Consider the following 19,820-nt stretch of genomic DNA (forward strand, 5'->3'; position numbering starts at 1 on the left):
TGTCAGCTCACTTCGACAGAGGTTTTCTCTGTCGAGCTTACGATCGATCCGCAACATTATGCTGCTGCGGACACTATGGGTACGGCAGCGTAACGCACAACCCATTGCTTCTGGTAAGCCCTGGGGCGTTTCATCCTTGCGCCGTGATATGTCGCTCCCAGTTGTTAAAATGTCAGCACCACGCGGCCCCCAACGTCGCCGGATTGCAGCCGGTGGAACACGCTGTTGATCGCTTCCAGCGGTTGGGTCTCGATCCGGGATCGCACTTTCCCCTCAATGGCGAAGTCAATCGCTTCGGCAAGGTCGGCGCGGGTGCCGACGATCGACCCGCGTATAGTGACGCGCTTGAGCACCACGTCGAAGATCGGGATTGGAAACTCGCCCGCCGGGAGACCAATCAGGCTGACGGTCCCGCGGCGGCGGACGATATCAATGGCCTGTCGAAAGGCGGGAAGCGATGGCGCGGTGACCAGAACGCCATGCGCGCCCCCTTCGGTTTCCCTGCGCAGCTTGGCGACGAACTCGGGATCAGCGGCGTTTACCGTGACATCGGCACCGAGTGCCCGCGCCAGCGCAAGCTTCTTCTCGGACACGTCGACCGCTGCGACATGCAAACCCATCGCCTTCGCATATTGGACTGCAATATGGCCAAGTCCGCCAATCCCGGAAATCACGACCCATTGACCGGGACGCGCCTCGGTCTCCTTCAATCCCTTGTAGGTCGTCACCCCGGCGCAGAGGATTGGCGCCATTGCCGGAAAATCGACGTCATGCGGTAATCGGGCGACATAGGCTGCGTCGGCAAGGACATAGTCAGCATAACCCCCATCGACGCCGTAGCCAGTGTTGTGCTGGCTTTCGCAAAGCGTCTCCCATCCAGTCTCGCAGTGCTCGCAGCATCCGCAAGCGTCATGCAGCCAGGGTACACCCACCGCGTCGCCTTCCTTGATCCCGCAGACGCCCGGGCCCAGTGCCGCAACCCTGCCAACGGCTTCGTGACCGGGGACGAAAGGCAAGGTCGGCTTGACCGGCCAGTCGCCGCGTGCGGCATGCAGGTCGGTGTGGCAAACTCCGCTCGCATGGACCCGGACCAATATCTGGCCGGCACGCGGACTAGGCACTGATCGTTCCTCGATATCCAGCGGTGCACCAAAGCTTCGTACGACCGCCGCGCGCATTTTCTCCATTGCCTGCCTCCCGCCAAGACTTCTCCGGGAAGCCTGGCTGGTCAGCCTATGAGGAGACCAGGGGGTCGGCGATCAGTAGATACACGGATCGCTGTTCTCGGGTGATCGAAGCAGCTTTACCGGACGGGGCGCTTTCCGTCCTGGGCGCAACGGCTCCGATCCTTGCCCTTCTGCTGCTTGTTGTCAGGTGCGCGCGGAAAGCCGCGATGGTCGCCAGAGGGACAGGGCGTGATCGGGTGTCCGATGACACTCGCGCCTGTACCGGCCGATGCTGGTGCCGGTCCTCGCTGGCAAGCCATTGCTGGCGGAGTTGGTGCATCATTGCAGCCCGGTCCGGAGCATCGCATGCCCCGGACCGCATCGTCGTTCAATGCGCCAGAAACAGAGGCACCGGACACTCATTGATCATGCGTCGGCTCACGCCGCCGAATGCCCCTTCCATAAAGCGGCTGTGGCCGAACCCGCCCATCACCACATAGGCGGCATCGGTGGCCTCTATCGTGTCCAGGATGATCGTGCTGGGCAGGTCGACAAGGCTGCGTTCACGCTTGATCACCGGCTTGATGTCGTGGCGCGACAGATATTCGGCACCATCCTCTGCCGGGGTCACTACCGATCCTTCATCAATCTCAAGAATCATGACGGTTTCTGCCTTGGCAAGCAGAGGAGTGGCGGCTTGCAGCGCTGCCACCGCCTCTCGCGAGCCATCCCAGGCCACAAGCGCATGGCCGGAGACACAGAAGGTGCGGACCGTTTCCGGCACCGCGATGATTGGCTTGCCGGACTTGATCACCATGTCGCCGACCAGCTGGCGCATGTCGGGATGCTTGATGCTCTCGAGCCTGCGGTTGAGCACAATCAAGTCGGCAAGTCCGGCGTGAGCGAGCAGGGTGGGGGTAAGAAACCCGGTCTCATCCAGCCAGTCATAGGGCACGTCTTCGGCATGAAGACGTTCCAGCATCCGCGTCTTGTTGGCTTGCTCCCGGTGCTGTTCGTCCGCCATCAGCAGCGCTCCACCCTGCATGGCAAAGTCGTCAGCCAATGCCAGCGCAATCGACACGTCGATGCAGGTCAGGTGCCCATCAAGCGCACGGGTCAAATCGAGTGCCGCCTGGAATCGCGCTTCCTGGCCGACGTCATCGTGAATCAACACAAGTATGTTCTTCATGACTGCCTCCTCATGTCCGCTATGGAAATTGAGGCTATTGCCGGGTCCCGTGAGCCGACATGCGGGATTTTACGGACTGCGAATGATCGCGTTAGCTGCGAGCGGGTGGATCATGCACATCATGTCGATCGCCGCTGAGTCGCGCTTCCCTGCAAACCGGCAGTCGAGCGCCATCACAAGCGCCGGGCGGTGCTCAGCCAGCAGCAGATGGGAATCAGGTGTCGTTGAGTATTTCTGAAATCTATGGATAGGATATTCGTTAAACAATTCCGATGGCCGATTCCAATACAATAATTTGTTCAATTAAACATGAGCATAATTTGTAAAATACGGACCAGATTTAACTATATAATATCCAGTTCATTATATGATTTTTTGGACGAATAATCCCTGATTTCACCCAGGATCATTTTGGCGTGCCCTGCATAATAATGGGATCAATTTGAAAAATATTCCATTTTGGTCAAAATCGTGCGATAATCGAAAAAAAAGAGCAGAAAGGCGGCCGGAGCGATCGGCGGCAAGGGGTGGGAGGCGCTGTGCTGGACGGCCACGACATCCGCGCGATGGGCCCGGTTCGCCGCTACGGAATTGCCGTCGCGACGGCTTGTGTCGCTATAGCACTTCGGCTTGCCCCCGAACCGCTGTTGGGGGATCGCGCCTATTTTCTGCTTTTTACGGCAAGCATACTGGTTGTGGCCATTTTTGGCGGCATTGCTCCCGCCATTTTCACCGCTGTGCTTGCCGGTTTGTTCGTCATCCAAGCAAACGGCCTGTCGGGTGCGGACAGGATGGTCGAGCTCTTCTCCTTTGCCCTGACGTGTGGGATCATTCTCTGGATTGGCCATTGGGTCAGAAGTATTGAACGCGTTTCCCGGGAAAATGCCGCTCGTGCGGAGCGGCGGGCAAACCTTGCCGACGAACTGGCCGAAGAACTCAACCTGTTGATCGACGGAACGGCGGGTTACGCCATCTACATGCTCGACCCCCAAGGGGTTGTGACAATCTGGAACAAGGGCGCCCAGCGGCTGAAGGGCTGGGCCGAGGATGAAGTCATCGGCCAGCATTGCGCAATCTTTTATCCCGAAGCGTCGGTCGCGGCTGGCCAGCCCGATGCTGACCTTAAGCGTGCAGCTGACCAAGGCCGGTTCGAAGCGGTGGATTGGCGCATTCGAAAAGATGGCTCGTCATTCCTGGCACATGTGACCGTTACAGCATTGCACGGGCCCGATGGCGACCTGCGCGGATTTGGAAAGATCGTCCGCGACATCACCCATGAGCGTGCGTCCGAACAGCAAATCGCAGCCAGCGAAAGTTTCCACAAAGCGATCCTGACCACCGTTCCCCAGGCAATGGTGGTGGCCGACGAAACGGGTCAGATCCTCTCTTTCTCGGCCGCGGCAGAGCGATTGTTCGGCTATTGCGAGCACGAAGTGGTCGGGCAAAATCTGGGTATTCTGATGGCGACCCCGGATCGCCATGCGCATGACGGATATATCCGGCACTATCTTGCCACCGGAGAAAAGCGGATCATCGGACGCGGGAGAGTTGTCCTTGGTCAAAAACGCGACGGCACGACCTTTCCCCATGACCTTGTGATCGGGGAGGTGGTGGCCGGCGAGCGGAGGATGTTCATTGGCTTTATCGACGATTTGACGGAGAAGCTGAAGGCCGATGCGCGGATCGAGGAGCTGCGTTCGAGGCTCGTCCATGCCGCCCGGATCAGCGCCATGGGGACCATGGCCTCGACGCTGGCGCACGAACTCAATCAACCGATCACGGCAGTCATTACGTTCGTAGGCGGCGTCCGAAACCTGCATCGAGAAGGCAATGCCGACGATCAGGCCATGATCGAGGAGGGCCTGGACCGTGCCGTGGACGAAGCGCTGCGAGCCGGCAGCATCGTCAGTCGGCTGCGTGAATTTGTTTCGCGCGGCGATATCGAGAAGACAGTCGAGCCGCTGTCTCAACTGATCGATGATGCCGCGAAACTGGCATTGATTGGCGCGCGCGAGCTAGGCGTTGAGGTCGCTTTCCAAATTGACCGCCATCTGGATGCCGTGCTCGTCGACAGGGTTCAGATTCAACAGGTCCTGATCAACCTGATCCGCAACGCCGTCGAAGCGATGGCGCATTCGGAGCGGCGCATATTGACGATCGCGGCTGCAACTGATGACACGGCTTTCGTCCGTGTCACGGTTTCCGACACGGGGCCGGGCGTGGCGCCTGAGATCGTCGATCATCTGTTTCGAGCCTTTAACAGCACCAAGCTGGACGGCATGGGGCTGGGGCTCTCAATCTGCCGAACGATCGTCGAGGCGAATGGCGGCAGAATCTGGATGGAGCCCGTCCCGGCTGGGGGCACCGCCTTTCATTTCACGCTGGTCCGGGCCGACACGGAGGCTTTGGCATGAGCGAAAGGCTGTTGGTCCACATCATCGATGACGAAGATGCCGTGCGGAGAGGCGCGAGCTTTTTCCTTAAAACATCCGGTTATGCGGTCCGGACCTGGGAATCCGGGGTCAGCTTTCTGAAGGAAGTCAGGCACGCTGAAACCGGATGCATCCTGCTCGACCTGCGAATGCCGGAAATGGACGGCCTGGAGCTTCAGCAGCAGCTGAAGCAGCGCGGCGTGACGATGCCGATCATCGTACTGACCGGTCACGGCGATGTCGGGGCCGCCGTCCGGGCGATGAAGGCCGGGGCGGTCGATTTTCTTGAAAAGCCGTTCCACACCGATGTGCTGCATGATGCGGTCGGTCGTGCGTTCAGGTGCATCGAAGCGTCGAGGGACACCATGGTCCGAGCGGCCGACGCGGAAGTCGTTCTCGGGGTCCTGAGCGATCGCGAGCGTGAAGTTCTGGATGGCCTGGCGCAAGGGTATCCCAACAAGACGATCGCCTACGATCTCGGCATTAGTCCCCGCACCGTCGAGGTGCATCGGGCGAACATCATGTCGAAACTGCGCGCACGCAGCCTTTCGGAAGCGTTGCGCATCGCGTTCGCGGCCGGGATGGGCGAAGGTCGATCCTGAAGGGTCATGCCGCTGCCTCGCGGCGACCGACCGCTTCGGTTTCGAGTGCCTCATATGGCGCAAACCCCGAAGCGTCGCAGATCAGGTTGATCAGAATACGCACTTCAAACCAGCATGCGTCGCCACCCGCGCGAGGCGATAGCGCGTCTGCTCACATCCGTGGCGGACGCCAGTCCGGGTTGGCAGGGCGATACGTAAAGAACCGAATGGCCGCTTCAGGGGCAGTCGATACGCTGGCATGCATCGGGAAGGCGATGCGTTGATGGCTGCGCGATCAACCCGCGACCCTTACGCCGCTGTCGGGGCCATGGGCACCAGGATTTGGTTCGGACCAGTCATCGCCAACCCCGCCGAGGCGCGCGCATCGCTGTGCAATGTTCGGTCATTTGAAGGAAATTGGTATGGACGGTCGTGAATCCCAGATCCGACATCTGATCGTCCTCGGTCACCCCGGACCCGCCGGCTTCAATCACGCGGTCGCTGCCGCCTATGGCGATACCGTTCGCGCTTGCGGGCAGGAAGCGGTGGTTCGGGACCTCTACATCCTCGGCTTCAACCCCTGCCTGACCGCCGCCGAGCGATCGACCTCTGGTCGGGGCGCGCTCGGCGAAGACGTCAAGATCGAACTCGATCTGATCCGCGATTGCGAGGTGATTGTGCTTGTCTATCCGATCTGGTTCGGCATGCCGCCTGCAATCGTCAAGGGCTATGTCGACCGCGTCTTTGGCGCCGGTTTCGCCGCCGATAATCTAAAGACCTTGACGCCCCACCCACTGCTTCATGGCAAACAGCTGATCATCTTCAGCTCGTCGGCATCGACCCGCCCCTGGCTTGAGGAGAGGGGGCAATGGCAGAGTTTGCACCAGGCCTTCGACCTTTATCTCCAGACCGTCTTTGGCTTTTGCGAGACGCAGCACGTCCATTTCGACGCCGTGGTGGAAGGCGGCGCGACCCAACATGTCGAGGAATGCCTGGCCAGTGTGGAGGAGCGGGCGCGAAAGCTGTGCGCCGCGCTGCTGCACGGACGCCGCCGTCACCGGTTTGAGCATTCACCGGTCTGATAGCCGGGGATATCCATTTGCGCGCGATCGCGCGCTAGCGGGTCTTTGGACCAGCGCGCGGGGCTGGACCATGCGGGCAGGTCGATCGCGATGAGGGTGCCAGCACCCGGACTGCTGCGAAGACGCAGCCTGCCGTGCATGTCTTCGACAAAGCGGCGGACCTGCTGAAAGCCGGTTCCGTGGGCACCAAGTGTCGGCAATTGCGTCAGCAGGTTGCAGCGGACCTCCCCGACCATACCGCATCCGCTGTCAAGGACGAGGAGCCGGATGTGCCCCTGGCGCACCCGCAAGCGGATCCTGATCGACCCTGGCCGGCTCATCGCAGCCCTGGCGTTGGCGACGAGTTCGATCATCAACCCATCGAAGCGGCTTTGCACGGCCTCGATCAAGGAATCGTCATCAACCAGGTCAAGGATCAGGCGATTGCCCCGACCGGCGATCATGTGGAGGAGCGGTTCCAGAAGCAAGATGCGCGCGCGCAGGCCGAATGTCTCGGGCGGTGGTTCAGACGCAGCGGCGAGCAGATTGGTGACGATCGCTCCTCCGCGCGCTGCAGCTGCCTCGATCGCGTCCAATATCTGGCGCCTGCGCGTGTCGTCGGGTCCATCCTCGAGCAAATGCCGGGCGGATGCGATCGCCCCGAACAGATTGCGCAAGTCGTGCGCCCATTCGCGAATGTCATGTGGAGCAGTGCCAGCGCGGATAATGGTCAAGAGGGGTCTCAATCCTGATCGAGGGATGCCCAGAATGGGGCGGTCCGGAACCGGATCGAATCCGCAACATCCCTTAGCCAGCCGGCATTTGCGGGTGTCGGATTGTCGGATGCGCGACGCCATGCCGGTTACGGCTCCAAGCGGCCAACGCGAACTACGCAACACTCCTGATTCTCGCATCGGTGTCGTTGGTTGAAAGTCCGGCAGGCCGGGGTCCTGATGCCCCGCACCGTTGATGGCGGAGACCAATGATGAAAACGGATACCCAATTGCAGAAGGATGTCGTCGAGGAGCTCAGCTGGGCACCCGATGTCGAGCATGGCCATATCGGCGTCGCGGCGCACGGCGGCGTGATTACGCTCAGCGGCCATGTCCCAAATTATGCGATGAAAATGGCCGCCGAGCATGCTGCGCGCCGTGTTATCGGCGTAAAAGCTGTCGCACAGGAAATTGAGGTTCGCTTCGCGAGCGATCCCAAAACTTCTGACGAGGAAATCGCGCAGCGGATCCTCAGCCTGTTCGCCTGGGATGTTTCAATCCCCGACAGAAGGGTCCAGGTGAAGGTGGAGAAAGGATATGTGACGCTGACCGGCGAGGTGGACTGGCACTATCAGAAACAGGCCGCCTCGAAAGCGGCTGGCCGGATCAGCGGCGTGAAGAGCGTGGTAAACAGTCTTAACGTCAGAGAGCGTCCAGCAGCCTTTGACGTTCGCGAGCGCATCATTGCTGCACTCAAGCGCTCTGCTGAAGTCGACGCGAACTCGATCGAGGTGTCGGTCGACGGATCGACCGTCAGGCTCGGCGGGTGGGTTCGTGCATGGAATGAGCGGCGGATCGCAGAGGCAGCTGCCTGGGCCGCCCCAGGCGTGCTTCGCGTCGACGACAATATCGTCCTGGCCTGAGCCCGATGATGCGCAGCAAAAAAGGCCCCGCAGCCGGCTCCAGGGCCCTTGCCTGGCCGTAGCCAGCGGCACAGCGAAAGCAGGGCGACTTCGCAATGCGCCGCCCAGCGACCCCAGTCGAGCGCAAGACCGAGCGCCACTGCGGCACGCGTCAAATCGCTCGCACGTCGGATGTGGCATATGCATCGCGGACGAATTCGGCGGACAGGGATTGTCCCTCCGACGCAAATACCCGACCGCCTCGGGCAAGGGCCACGGAATGTTCGCAACCGGTCGCAGGGTCGGTGCTGAGTACACCCGTCTATCCACGATCGAGATCATGAGGGATCATTCGATGAGGTCGATTCCCGTTGCCCGTGCGGAGATGGAGCCAGGTTCGGCAAGGGGCGCGCCATCCCGAATGCCCCCTGGCCTTCGCATCGTTCGTCCACAGCTGCGACATATTGCGTTGGTCGGCAACGCTTTGCCGAGGCTTTGTGGCCTCGCGACCTATTCCAGCCATGTTCGCGACGCGTTGCTGGAGACTGCACCGGGGATTGCGGTGGATCATTATGCCATGATCGATCCCGGCGGGCGATACGCTTTTCCCACCAGCGTCTGTGGTACCATCGAACAGGAAGAACCGGCTGCGTATCGCGCAGCTGCATTACGGATCGATCGCAGCGGGGCAGACCTGATCTGGGTCCAGCATGAATTCGGCATCTATGGCGGGCTGGCTGGCAGACACCTGTTCGAGCTGCTCGATGCTACCAACCTTCCGGTTGCCGTGACGCTCCACACCGTGCTCGGCCACCCAGATAACGATCAACGGCACGTGATGGAACGCCTTGCCCAGCGAGCAGAGCTGTTCATCGTCATGGCCGAACGCGCCCGGACCATGCTGATCGACACCTATGATGTGCCGGACGCGCGAATTGCTGTTATCCCGCACGGATCGCCGGATCGTCCGCGGATCTCCCCGGTCGCCATGCGGTATCTTCTCGGACAGGAGAATCGCAAGACGATCCTGACCTTTGGCCTCCTTTCGAGAGACAAAGGCATTGAGACCATGCTCGAGGCCATGCCCGCAATTCTCGATCGCTGTCCGGAAACCCTGTACCGGATCGTGGGCGCCACGCATCCGCACCTCGTCGAACGTGAGGGGGAAGCCTATCGCAAGTCGTTGATCGCCCGCGCCCAGCAGCTCGGCATTGCCGCCAATCTGCGCTGGGAACCGCGTTTTCTCGACGAAGAAGCCCTGCTCGACCGGATCGCGGCGGCCGACGTCTATGTGACCCCCTATGGCAATCCCGCGCAGATCACCTCCGGCACGCTCGCCTATGCCTTTGCACTGGGCAAGCCGATCGTGTCGACGCCCTATGTCCATGCCGAAGAGCTGCTCGGTAATGGGCTTGGAAGACTCGTTGGTTTCGGAGACGTGCCAGCAACCGCCGAAGCGGTTGGATCCTGGCTTGCCGACGATGCCGGGAGAGAAGCCCGGGCCGCGCGCGTTTGGCGGGCCGCAAGATCGACCATCTGGCCGACGATCACCGCACGAACCATGCCCCGGCTGGAAGCACTGCTTTCCAGACAGACAGAGGGTCCGCCCGCGGCTCCTCGCCCGAACCTCAAGGTTAGCCGGAAAGTTGGGTTGCACTCATAAGGTCGCACAACAAGGCGGGAAAATGGCGCCGTTGGCCATCCGCAATGTTGCCTGCCGCCCTGCTGCGGATACGGACAACTACGCATTGGGCACGCTGGCCGAGGCGGCTTTAACCTGGAGACCAGTTCCGGGGCCATCGTCATGACACTTGCACGGGTCATCGCCGCAATTTTGCCGACTGGCGGCGCAACCGGGCCGATCGGGAACACGGGATGGCCGGAACCCGGGGCTGTTTCCAACGCGGCCGCGTTGGTCGTTGCACGTCCTGCGGCGCAACGCCGGGTGTCGCTTGTTCGAGCGAGCCGCGACGCCAGCTTCATTTGTATGAGCCCGGTTGTCGCCCGGCGCGCCAGCAGGGATGCCGTAACACGATGGCCCGCAACCTGTCCCGGCCATGGCGACCATCTCGTCAATATGGGTGCCGGTGCAACTGGCCGCCGTGCCCGCACCACCGGAAAGTGAGGTGGAAAGGCGCAGCACCCGGACGCTCGGTGCAGTTGTCGGCTTGTCACTGACGCTCGCTGTGCTCGGCTGTCTTTCCTGGGCGGTGTTTCGGGATTTCTGGGTGCTGGTCATTGTCTTCCTTCAGCCCTGAGCCGCTGGACCTCGTGTTGCGTCCGCAGCCCTCGCGCGTCGTCTTGCGGCCCTATGTCCCGGCCGACACGGTGACATCGGGCGCGTGCTTGAGCGACGCTTTTGCGATCTGGCCGAGCTGCAGGCAAAGGGATGCGCGGTAACGCCTGCTCAGGCCCGGCTTGCGGGGGGCCTGTTTCGTCGAGGAATATTCGTTCGAGGCAGCGGCCTTGTTCAATCCCGGCATCGTCGCCCATCCCGACCCGTGTGGCGCACCCGACGATCCGGACGTTCGTCTCTGTTTTGGTGAGCGGGAAGACCGATCCCAACGGGTGATCTTTGCGGTGACCCTGCGCCAGCGCCACCGGATCGAGGACATGCGCCTGGTCCGCTTCGTCGAGGACCATGCCTGTCGCAACTTCAAGCCGCAGGCGAGCCTTCACCCAGCGAGTTTTGCTGCTTTTGAGGTGCGGCCGGAAACGGACATTGGCGTGCGGCCTGCTCGCGCTTCTGCCCATGGTTTGCAAGTGTTTGCCGACACTCAGGTAAACTACGGATTCTGGCCCAGTGTGACGGCCCCTAGCCTTTGATCTGTCCGACGCCTTTGCGCGTCCTGGAACGTGAACATCTGCAAACTGAACAACATTGTAGCAAAATGTTTCAGATAAGGGGCGAGCGATGACCGATCGGTTTTATGCAATAATCGATGATCAGACGATGATAAGATTTGAGCCCAAATCCATTGTCTTCGATCAGGGGGAAGAGAATTTCGCGTGGTTCGAGGTGATCGAGGGCGCGCTTCGACTTTGCCGCTATCTGGAAGATGGAACGCGGCATATCGATCGGTTTGCACTCGCTGGAGATATTCTGGGCACCAACAGCGAGGTCTATTCCGCATCTGCCGAAACCCTGCAACCGACGGTGCTTCGGCGACACGCGCTATCCGGAATGGACGGTGAGTGGCTCAACGCCCATGCCGCACAGGCGATCGCGAGCCTAGAACAAAGCGTTCTGCTGTTGCGGCGTCCGAGCGCGATCCAGCGGATCGCAGCCTTTATCGACCGGCTGGTATCCCGGATCGGCAGGGGCGACATTGTCGACCTGCCGATGTCGCGTGTCGACATTGCCGACCATCTCGGCCTGACCCCCTCAACCGTCAGCCGATCACTGGGCACCCTGGCCCGGATGGGCATCATCGAAACGGACGGGCTTCATCGAATATCCGCGATTGATCGACGCCGCCTGGCCCTGTTGGGCGGGCTTGACGACCCGTCATCGCTGATCGTTGATCGCGATGACACTCGCCTGTTCGGACTTGCAGGGGCAACGCTGTGAGCGCGCGGCTGTTCGTCGCGCTCCTGGGATCGAGCATTTGCACATCCACAGCCTGGGCCAGCCCTCAGGTGTCCGATGCCGAAGCGTTGAAGGCTGCCATTGCCGAACAGCAGCGGCAGATCGAGGCGCAGCAGCGGATCATCGAACAGCAACGGATCGCTATTGATGATCTACAAGGCCTTTTGCTCGGCGCGGATATCGTGACCTATCGGGGCCGCGGCGTGCAGGGGCTGAACCCATCGTCAAGCGACGTGGCTCAGAAATCGCCCCAGGCTGGCGCTCCGAGACCGGAGGCGGCGCCGCCTGCCGCGCAGCAGACCGCGGAGCCGGCCATGCCGGACGCGCCGGTCGGCGACCAGCCCGAGGTCGAACGCGACGTTCGCAACGAGGTCGCGGCGGTGCCTCAAGATGTGGGCGTACTGACACCCGCCGGGCGGATCGTCATTGATCCGACGTTCGAATATACCCAATCCGCCACCGACCGGCTGGTTTTTCGAGGTTTCGAGCTGGTCCCGGGGATCCAGATCGGCTTGATCGAGGCCAGTCGAGCCCGCCGCGAAACGATCGCGTCGACCATGGCCGTACGCTACGGCCTGACCAACCGGCTGGAAATCGAGGCACGGATCCCCGGACTGCACCGGTACGACCGGATCGAGGTGGCGCAGCAGCGCGACGAGGGGATTGTGCGATCCATCAGCCTGAAGGAAGACGATATCGGCGATATCGAGTTTGCAGCACGCTATCAGCTCAATTCGCAACGCGGTCAGAACCCGATCTGGGTCGCATCGCTGCGGGTCAAAAGCGATACCGGCAAGGGGCCGTTCGATATCGCCTATGACGAATTCGGCGTGGCGACGGGGCTGGCGACAGGATCCGGTTTCTGGGGTGTGCAGCCAGGTCTCAGCATGTTGTTGCCGTCCGATCCCGTGGTGATTTTCGCGGGTGCGACCTATCTTTGGCATATCGGCCGCGACGTTGATCGCCTGATCGGCAGTGCGCCGATCGGCCATGTCGATCCCGGCGATGCAATATCAGGCAATTTGGGATTTGGATTCGCGCTGAACCCGCGATTTTCCTTCGCACTGGGGTATCGCCATTCCTATCTGATGGCGACCAAGACCGAGATTGGGGATGGCATTGAACGATCCAGACCCCTGCAGGTCGGATCAATGACGCTCGGCATGTCCTATCGTCTGAATGTGCGCCAGACCATCAGCTTCGGCGTGGAGTTCGGCGTGACTGAGGATGCGCCCGACGTCAGCGTCACGCTCCGGTTCCCGTTCGTATTGTGACTGTGACCACGCGGAAAAGCGCCACGATCAGAAACGGGCGGCGCTGATCGACAGGCGGGCGATCGTGTCGTTCAGGTTGCCTGCAAGCGATGCCTGTCCGATCACGTCGCCAAAGGGCTGATAGCCGGTCACATCCAGCGCCACGTCCATTTCCTGGCGCATGGCAGTGGCGCTTGCGGTGTTCAGCACGATGTTCTGAATGCCGCCGTCCGTTCGCTGAATGAGTGCGGTCTGGCCTGCATTCGCAAGGAATACAGGCTGGCTGCCAACGCTGAGCCGCAGGGTCCCCGTTTCGATAAAGCCGGTTTGCAGCTGTTCCGCTGTCGCCGGCGTCAGCGCGGCGGATACCCAGCGTTCGGTCTGTGCGCCGCCGTCCTGCCAGCGGACCGTGGTTTGCATCACCAGATCGCCGTTGAGATAGGTCCGCATGTCGGCGCCCAGCGAAATGGTCATGCCCCCGATGACGAATCCGCCCCTCTGGGCATCCAGTGTCGCATCATCACATGGCTCGATCGATTCAAGCGCCAGTTCCTCTGCTCTGGCGGTTGATACCAGCCCTGCCAGCAGCATGCCGGTGGTCATCATGAAGCGAATGATTGCAGGTACGCGCATGTCGCTGATCCTAGTTTGCGGTGCCGACCCGGACGTCGAGCAGGATTTGAGGGGAGATCTGGTAATCGGGCGGCAAGAAGCTGGTCAGGTCGCCAACCGATGTCAGCATGGCGCCCTGATCGTCCATTGGGGCCTGGGACCAGGGTCCCCAGTCACTGGCCAGATCAAAGGTCGGGCGCCGCCTGTCCGGCGTGGCGAGGATTGCCAGCGCGATGCCATTCCAGTGCTTTGCGAACGTCGAGGCGGGATATTGGGTCAGGCCCAGCATAGGGTCGCCGGTTAGCACCTTGTTGCCGCGCATTCCCTTGATCACCACAAAATGCTTGAACCCGTTCAGGTCGAGCAGGACGATCGTTGGCCGCCGCACCTGGCGAAGCTGGTCCATCGTCAGCATGAACCCCTCCGCGCGATAGCCGATCGATGTCAGATAGGTCCGCATGTCGAGTAGGGAAAAGCCATGCTTGCGGATCGCGTCCCGATCGCCTGTTCGCCACATCGCGGCAAAGCTCTCACGTTCCGACACCGGACGCCCGTAATGATAGCTGAGCAGGGTCGAGATGGCCGCCGAACCGCAGCTGAAGTCATAGCCTTGCCGCGTGACGGTGCGGAATGGGATTTCCCACCAGCTCATTACGCGGACGGTATAGTTGCCACCCTGCTCAGGGCCTAACCTGACCTGGCCATGCGCCTCTGCCGCGGATAGCGCGCACAGCGCGATCAGCGCTGCGCGCGCGAGCCCAAGGCTCGGCAGGTGGAGGTGCATGGACGGTGCGGACCGGATCATGGCTGAACAGTGACCGTCAGCGTCATGCCAGCCTGAAGATTGTTCTGAGCGCCAGTATTGATCACGAAATTACCGATGCCATTGAAGTTGGACAAGGCATTGTCCGCCAGGGAGATGTTGCCAGCGACATTGTCGCCCATGATGTTGCCCGATGTGGTTGCGGCAAGCGTCTGGTTGTTGACCACGATCGTCTGACCGCCGCGCAGCGCGGCGAGCTCTGTCTCCGCAAGCTGCACCGGCAAATCGTTCGATTGAGCAAGGGCAGGTGTCGCGCAGCAAAGCGCGGTCCCCAGGGCGAGGGTATGACTTATATTCATGGAATTGCTCCTTTGCTTCCGGCCTGAAAAAGCTTCCGGACCGGGGCAGGGGGTGCCCCGGTCCGGACAGGCAGGGGGTCAGTCGGCGTCGCCGCCACCGCTGCCAGCGCTGCCGCTGACACCGAAGTTGACGGTCCCTTGCGCCGCAATGTTGGTGGCGGCCTGGGTGTTGGCGTTGATCCCGGTGTTCCATGCGGCATTGTTGATGCCTGCAAACGCCGCGAATGCATTGTCATTGACCGAGTTCGACCCGCTATTATAGCCAACAGCAGTGTCCGAACCGTCCTCGCCGTCCAGATCGACGACTTCGTCCAGCTCGCGATTGATGTTCATCGCTTTCAGGGACTGGCTTGCGACAATCATCGTATTGCCGTTGTGCGAGTTGTTGCCGTCATTGTCCTGATCGGCGCTCGCATAGGTCTTGGTGTAGCTCTCGCTGTAACTGTCAGCGGCGTTGTCGACCGAGAACACGTCGAGCAGATCGTTGATGACGACGTTATCATCGCTGTTGTCGTCGATGGTGGTATTGGTCTGGCCGCCTGTGGTCTGGGCAAATGCCGGCATGGCGACGACGAAGCCTGCAGCCGCAACCGACGCCTTGATGATGATGGACACACGCATGTGGATCTCCTTTCGTTGGAAGGGCTGACACCGCATCGGCCGTGCCGTCCCGCGCCTCGTCAATCGAGACAACAGCGCTTTAGGGCCGGTCCGATCGACGTGCCTTGTCGGCAGGCAATTCGCACGATCAGGAAATTCCCGTATTCGGCGGTGTCGTTCCAGCCAGGGCCATTGGCATCCAGTGCGTTTGCCAGGGGAATATTAGCGTGGGCTGCGCGGATACGTGAACCCTTGTCACCGAGCGCGCCGGGAATGGCTGATCCCCCAGCGCTGCGCCTTAGCAATTCGACTTAAGGATCATGACGGACTCACCTCCGCGCTGGCTTACGTCATACCGGCATCGTCGGGATTGAGCGATCGATAGCCGGCCGGAACCGGGAACAGCGAAAGCCGTTCCCGGTTCTTGTTTGGGGCCTGAAACGCGCCTGGTTCAGTCAATCCCGCCCGTTAGTCGCAAGGCAATGGCTGCCTGCCTCGAAACCGGGGCACCGAAAGCTAACGGCACGATTTCGACGCTTTCGAATGGCAAGCATCACTGCCCCCGGCACATTGATGGCTGCAGGGTCCTGTTTCATGCAGCGCCCCGGACCCGCCTTTCCTGCGATCAGTGGATTGGAACGCAGCGTCAATTGGCGACTGGCACCGTGCTGAATTCATCATGATCGACAGCGGGGCGATCGAGCAATGCCGCTGTCCGGCCGGGCGATTGCCTAGTCCGTCCCCCATTGTTCATCGCCGAAACGATACCGGGATCGATGAATGGCTTTGTCGCGTCCCATCAGCTGGGCGAATCGCGCAACCGGATCATCCGGGGCCTGGCAAGCGTCGGCGCAGGCTTACGGGATTCTCCTTATGGCAGATCGCCAGTGGTTGTGGCGACAATAGACGTGATCGAGTATGGGTAATCGATAGTCGAGAACATATGATGATGCCATCTCAATTCATCAGTAAAAATCTTCATGCCAACGGATCTACTGAAAAGTATGACGTGTTGGATGGGCATGAAAAATTTCGCGATCCCATCGATGGCGACTTCATAAGTAAAATTGATTCATGCCAGATGAATAAAATTATTCATGCGTTTCCTGATGCCATGATCGTCATGGATTCCCGCGGGATGGTTCTTTTCTTTAATGCGGCGGCTGAGCAAATTTTCGGGTTTGGCAAGCATGAGGTGCTGAACCAAAGCATTGGAAAGCTGATGTCGTTGCCAGCTGGCACCCGGCAGGACATTGATATCGTCTCATATTTTGGATCGGAAGACGTGACGGGCGGCCAGCGCTTTCGTCATGCCGTTGGCGTGCGCCGCGACGGCACGTCTTTTCCATACGAGATGATCGTCGATCGGATCCGCGTGCAGGGCAAGCAGGTTTTTGTCGCCTTCATCCGCGATCTCGAGGAACAGGAGCAATCGGCCAGGCAGTTGCGGTCGCTGTACGATGACCTGCTGCACCTATCGCGGGTTGGTGCGATGGGGGTCATGGCGGCGGCGCTCGCCCATGAGCTCAACCAACCGCTTGCCGCAATCACCAGCTTCGTACAGACCGCCGCGGCCTTGCTGCGATCCGGCGGTACGATCGAATCGACTTGTGGTGCCCTTGATGCCGCAGCGACCGAGGCGTTGAGATCGGCCAACATCGTTCGCCGGCTGCGCGCGTTCGTCATGCGCGACGACTTGCAGCGTAGCTTTGAACATCTCTCGCGGCTCATCGAAGATGCCATGACCCTCGCTATGGCAGGCGCCGCAGAAATGCACGTCCGATCCGAAGTCGATCTGGATGGTTTCGATCCCCTCGTCTGTGTCGATCGGATTCAGATGCAGCAGGTGCTGGTCAACCTCATCCGCAATGCGATCGACGCGATGCGGGGTGGCGGTGGCACCATCTTTGTCCGCGCCCGTCCGGCTGGAAGATTTGCCGAGATAATCGTGGCGGATACCGGTCCGGGGCTTGGTGCCGGACAATGTTCCCAGCTCTTTGATGCCTTCGTCACGGGTAAGCAGGACGGTCTCGGAATCGGTCTGGCGATTTGCAAGATGATCGTGGAGGCGCATGGCGGCAAAATCTCGGCGCGCAATCAGGTCGGCGGAGGTGCTGCGTTCTGCTTCACATTGCCACTGACCGAAGGCGTTTCCTGATGAACGAGGCAGCGCCCAGCCTGACCGTGCATATCGTCGATGATGATGGTGTGTTCAGACGTGCCCTCAGTTTCATGCTGCGCGCCGCAAGCTATCAGCCCCAATGTTGGCCAAGCGGCTCGCATTTTCTTCAACAGCAGCGACCCCCGGGCACTGGCTGCATGTTGCTGGACCTGCAGATGCCCGGAAAAGACGGCCTTGAGACATTATGGGAGATGAGGGAGCGAGGATTTGTTGTGCCTGTCATCGTGCTGACAGGACATGGCGATACCGCCGCAGCCGTAAACGCGATGAAAGCTGGGGCCGTAGACCTGATCGAAAAGCCTTTTGATCGCGGGGTGCTTCTGGAAATGGTCAAGGCAGTATTCGATCACGTGCTGCAGGCGGAGCGCTGGATCGCGCGCGAGGACTTGGCAAGGCAAAAAATTGCTGCGCTCACTCCGCGCGAAATCGACGTCCTGGAGGGGCTTGTTCGTGGCTTTCCAAACAAGACAATCGCCTATGATCTGGGGATTAGTCCGCGAACGGTTGAGGTTCACCGTTCGCATGTCATGCATAAGCTCGGTGCCAAATCCTTTCCCGACGCGCTCCGGATTGCATTCGCTGCCGGACTGGGAGAGCCTTTCATGGTTCCGTCCGGTTCGCCTTGCTCTGGGCTGACGCCGCCCGATTTCGACCTACATCAGCACGGCGGCGCTGGCGGCAATGCCTATCAGCCGGTTTGTTCATTGAACGCACGCAACACGCTGCGCGACGGCGATATCCGAAACCAATTCGGCAATAGCCGATAGCGCCGCGCGCACCACTTTGAAATCATGGATCAACGATCTGCGCTCCATTCCATCCGTTTCGGCGCTACATCAAACACCAACCGTGACGATGTGCGCATTGGCAGGGTTCAAGGAAAGCGGCGATGAGGCATGAACCCATGGACCAGGGCTATGCAATATTGACCACCGATCAGATGGCGCAGACTGATCGTCTGGCTGTCGCAGCGGGCATTTCCGAACAGCAGCTGATGGAAAATGCAGGCGCGGCAGTTGCAGCCTGCATCATGGACCGCTGGTCGCGTCGTCCGGTTGCGGTCCTGTGTGGGCCCGGCAAAAATGGGGGTGACGGTTTCGTCGTCGCCCGCAAACTGCGGGACGCAGGCTGGCCGGTTCGCCTCGCCCTGTTCGGTGAACCGGTGAAGCTGGTGGGCGTTGCCAAGGTCAACGCCGACCGCTGGGCGTCCCCGATCGAGCCGTTCGGCCTGCACGTGCTTGATCAGGCCGAACTCATTGTCGACGCCGTGTTTGGCGCGGGCCTTGATCGAGCGTTGCCGCGCCTTGTGATCGAAGTGCTTATGGCGGCCTCGTCCCGGGCGATCCCCATCGTGGCTGTCGATTTTCCAACCGGCGTCATGAGCGATACCGGCGTCGCGGCCGGTGCTGTTGCCGCTTCGCTTACCGTCTCATTCGTTCGAAAGAAGCCGGGACATCTCTTGCTTCCGGGCCACACGCTTTGCGGGGAGCTTGTCATCGCCGATATCGGCATAGCTTCCGGCATCATCGATGCCGTCAATCCCCGGATCTTCGAAAACAGTCCAGACTTATGGATCGATCAGCTTCCGCGTCTGCACGAAACCACCCATAAATACGACAGGGGACACGCGGTTGTTTGGGGCGGCTTCCCGGCCACCGGCGCTGCTCGCCTGGCTGCGGCAGCGGCGGCGCGAGCGGGGGCAGGACTGGTGACGGTTGTTGTCGGGCCCGAAGCCTTCCCAATCTACGCCACCGCACTGACCAGCATCATGGTTCATCCGGTCGCAGATGCCGATGCACTTGAACGGTTCCTCAGCGACCAGCGCATCGGGGCAATGCTGATTGGTCCGGGGGCCGGCGTGACAGCGGCAACGCGCGGCGCTGTCCTGGCCATGTTGGCGACGGGTCGTCCAACCGTCCTCGATGCCGACGCCCTTACGGTATTCAGCGGGAAACTCGATTCACTCCGTGCAGCAATAACCAGTCCCTGCGTGCTGACGCCGCATGACGGGGAGTTCGCCAGGTTATTCAACATTGCTGGCGATCGACTGGAACGCGCGCGTGCCAGCGCTGCCCAGAGCCGCGCAACCGTTGTGCTGAAGGGCAGCGACAGCGTCATTGCCGCGCCTGACGGGCACGCGATCATCAATACCAACGCACCCCCGACGTTGGCGACGGCGGGATCCGGCGATGTCCTGGCTGGCATCGTGCTTGGCCTGCTCGCCCAAGGCATGTCATCCTTTCACGCTGCGGCTGCCGCGACCTGGATACATGGGGCTGCGGCGACGCAATTCGGCCCTGGCCTGATTGCAGAGGATCTGCCTGAAATCATGCCGGCGGTGATTGGACGGCTCGAGGCGATGAAGTCGCCCTTGCTGCGCCGGACCCGCTGAACGCAGTCGCACTCAATCCGGCATCC

Annotated in this window: 19 protein-coding genes; 12 read left to right on the plus strand and 7 right to left on the minus strand. The window is 60.8% G+C overall.

The genetic code is table 11. The annotated features are described in order from the left end of the window. Positions 1-164: 164 nt before the first annotated feature. Together NYR55_RS09260 and NYR55_RS09265 are read right to left on the minus strand one after the other, a co-directional pair. Positions 165-1,187, minus strand: a complete 1,023-nt coding sequence (locus NYR55_RS09260) for a zinc-dependent alcohol dehydrogenase (RefSeq protein WP_260020969.1) — start codon at positions 1,185-1,187, stop codon at positions 165-167. A 367-nt stretch (positions 1,188-1,554) separates the two neighbouring features. Then, positions 1,555-2,355, minus strand: a complete 801-nt coding sequence (locus tag NYR55_RS09265; RefSeq protein WP_260020970.1) for a universal stress protein — start codon at positions 2,353-2,355, stop codon at positions 1,555-1,557. A gap of 539 nt (positions 2,356-2,894) precedes the next feature. On the opposite strand from NYR55_RS09265, the gene NYR55_RS09270 reads away from it, so the two are divergent. From NYR55_RS09270 to NYR55_RS09280, 3 genes are all read left to right on the plus strand, one after another. Continuing rightward, the gene (locus NYR55_RS09270; RefSeq protein WP_260020971.1) at positions 2,895-4,769 is read left to right on the plus strand and encodes a PAS domain S-box protein; all 1,875 of its coding nucleotides are present in this window, start codon (positions 2,895-2,897) and stop codon (positions 4,767-4,769) included. Then, the gene (locus NYR55_RS09275; RefSeq protein WP_260020972.1) at positions 4,766-5,389 is read left to right on the plus strand and encodes a response regulator; all 624 of its coding nucleotides are present in this window, start codon (positions 4,766-4,768) and stop codon (positions 5,387-5,389) included. The genes NYR55_RS09270 and NYR55_RS09275 overlap by 4 nt, the downstream gene beginning before the upstream one ends. Before the next feature lie 374 nt (positions 5,390-5,763). After that, entirely contained in the window at positions 5,764-6,450 is a 687-nt protein-coding gene (locus NYR55_RS09280) for an NAD(P)H-dependent oxidoreductase (RefSeq protein ID WP_260020973.1), read from the plus strand. On the opposite strand, the gene NYR55_RS09285 is transcribed toward NYR55_RS09280, so the two are convergent. Then, positions 6,423-7,163, minus strand: a complete 741-nt coding sequence (locus NYR55_RS09285; protein WP_260020974.1) for a HAMP domain-containing sensor histidine kinase — start codon at positions 7,161-7,163, stop codon at positions 6,423-6,425. The genes NYR55_RS09280 and NYR55_RS09285 overlap by 28 nt on opposite strands. A gap of 251 nt (positions 7,164-7,414) precedes the next feature. Here NYR55_RS09285 and NYR55_RS09290 point away from each other — a divergent pair, with 251 nt between their 5' ends. From NYR55_RS09290 to NYR55_RS09315, 6 genes are all read left to right on the plus strand, one after another. Further along, positions 7,415-8,065 (plus strand): BON domain-containing protein, encoded by a 651-nt coding sequence (locus NYR55_RS09290; RefSeq protein WP_260020975.1) that lies wholly within the window; start codon positions 7,415-7,417, stop codon positions 8,063-8,065. Positions 8,066-8,621: 556 nt separating this feature from the next. Then, the gene (locus NYR55_RS09295; RefSeq protein ID WP_260020976.1) at positions 8,622-9,707 is read left to right on the plus strand and encodes a glycosyltransferase; all 1,086 of its coding nucleotides are present in this window, start codon (positions 8,622-8,624) and stop codon (positions 9,705-9,707) included. A gap of 394 nt (positions 9,708-10,101) precedes the next feature. Beyond that, positions 10,102-10,302, plus strand: a complete 201-nt coding sequence (locus tag NYR55_RS09300; RefSeq protein ID WP_260020978.1) for a hypothetical protein — start codon at positions 10,102-10,104, stop codon at positions 10,300-10,302. A 208-nt stretch (positions 10,303-10,510) separates the two neighbouring features. Beyond that, positions 10,511-10,870: a hypothetical protein gene (locus tag NYR55_RS09305; RefSeq protein WP_260020980.1), complete on the plus strand. Its 360-nt coding sequence runs from the start codon at positions 10,511-10,513 to the stop codon at positions 10,868-10,870. 88 nt (positions 10,871-10,958) lie between these two features. Beyond that, positions 10,959-11,615 (plus strand): helix-turn-helix domain-containing protein, encoded by a 657-nt coding sequence (locus tag NYR55_RS09310; protein ID WP_260020981.1) that lies wholly within the window; start codon positions 10,959-10,961, stop codon positions 11,613-11,615. Then, positions 11,612-12,907, plus strand: coding sequence for a hypothetical protein (locus tag NYR55_RS09315; RefSeq protein WP_260020983.1), 1,296 nt, complete (start codon positions 11,612-11,614; stop codon positions 12,905-12,907). The genes NYR55_RS09310 and NYR55_RS09315 overlap by 4 nt, the downstream gene beginning before the upstream one ends. Before the next feature lie 27 nt (positions 12,908-12,934). On the opposite strand, the gene NYR55_RS09320 is transcribed toward NYR55_RS09315, so the two are convergent. The 4 genes from NYR55_RS09320 to NYR55_RS09335 all read right to left on the minus strand — a co-directional run bounded on the left by NYR55_RS09320 (position 12,935) and on the right by NYR55_RS09335 (position 15,241). After that, positions 12,935-13,492, minus strand: coding sequence for a hypothetical protein (locus NYR55_RS09320; RefSeq protein WP_260020985.1), 558 nt, complete (start codon positions 13,490-13,492; stop codon positions 12,935-12,937). Positions 13,493-13,529: 37 nt separating this feature from the next. Further along, on the minus strand, positions 13,530-14,303 hold the full coding sequence (locus NYR55_RS09325) for a C39 family peptidase (RefSeq protein ID WP_260020986.1): 774 nt from the start codon (positions 14,301-14,303) through the stop codon (positions 13,530-13,532). Continuing rightward, positions 14,300-14,620, minus strand: coding sequence for a hypothetical protein (locus NYR55_RS09330; RefSeq protein ID WP_260020987.1), 321 nt, complete (start codon positions 14,618-14,620; stop codon positions 14,300-14,302). The genes NYR55_RS09325 and NYR55_RS09330 overlap by 4 nt, the downstream gene beginning before the upstream one ends. Before the next feature lie 78 nt (positions 14,621-14,698). Next, positions 14,699-15,241 carry a hypothetical protein gene (locus NYR55_RS09335; RefSeq protein ID WP_260020988.1) on the minus strand — a complete coding sequence of 181 codons (543 nt, stop codon included), beginning with the start codon at positions 15,239-15,241 and terminating at the stop codon, positions 14,699-14,701. A 922-nt stretch (positions 15,242-16,163) separates the two neighbouring features. Here NYR55_RS09335 and NYR55_RS09340 point away from each other — a divergent pair. The 3 genes from NYR55_RS09340 (at position 16,164) to NYR55_RS09350 (ending at position 19,794) form a co-directional block, all read left to right on the plus strand. Continuing rightward, positions 16,164-17,378, plus strand: a complete 1,215-nt coding sequence (locus NYR55_RS09340; protein WP_260020989.1) for an ATP-binding protein — start codon at positions 16,164-16,166, stop codon at positions 17,376-17,378. Then, complete coding sequence (locus NYR55_RS09345) at positions 17,378-18,169, plus strand: response regulator (protein ID WP_347709661.1); 792 nt, start codon at positions 17,378-17,380, stop codon at positions 18,167-18,169. Before NYR55_RS09340 ends, NYR55_RS09345 begins: the two co-directional genes overlap by 1 nt. Positions 18,170-18,306: 137 nt before the next feature. Continuing rightward, the gene (locus NYR55_RS09350) at positions 18,307-19,794 is read left to right on the plus strand and encodes an NAD(P)H-hydrate dehydratase (RefSeq protein ID WP_260020990.1); all 1,488 of its coding nucleotides are present in this window, start codon (positions 18,307-18,309) and stop codon (positions 19,792-19,794) included. Positions 19,795-19,820 lie beyond the last annotated feature (26 nt).

It is taken from the genome of Sphingomonas sp. BGYR3 (assembly GCF_025153455.1).
Lineage (GTDB): Bacteria > Pseudomonadota > Alphaproteobacteria > Sphingomonadales > Sphingomonadaceae > Sphingomonas.